The organism is Bacillus sp. SIMBA_005, from assembly GCF_046535585.1.
In the GTDB taxonomy this organism is placed as follows: Bacteria; Bacillota; Bacilli; order Bacillales; family Bacillaceae; genus Bacillus; species Bacillus pumilus.
This window is the reverse complement of the sequence record NZ_JAWRWI010000563.1, coordinates 1-265: the sequence shown is the minus strand read 5'-3', so window position 1 is coordinate 265 and position 265 is coordinate 1. Positions and strand designations below refer to the sequence as shown.

At 67.5% G+C, this 265-nt stretch carries 1 protein-coding gene; it reads right to left on the bottom strand.

Annotated features, from left to right (window positions below; genetic code table 11):
• Positions 1-265: hypothetical protein (locus tag SB660_RS21305; RefSeq protein ID WP_410584388.1), on the bottom strand; the 265-nt coding region annotated here is incomplete at both ends.

Below are 265 nucleotides of genomic sequence, written 5' to 3'. Positions count from 1 at the left end.
TCACGCCCTTGAGCTGGTCGATGTTGACCGCATCGGTGCCGGCCACGCCCTTGGCGACGTTGGACAGCGTGGTGCCTGCCTTGCCGCCGGCGAAGGTAACCTTGGTCTTGTCGCTGCCGTCGTAGGCCACGCACGCGCCGGTGATGTTGCCCTTGTCGTCCACGCCGGCGCCGCCGCCCAGGGCGCCAGTCACGCCCTTGAGCTGATCGATGTTGACCGCGTCGGTGCCAGCCACGCCCTTGGCGACATTGACCAGCTTGGTACC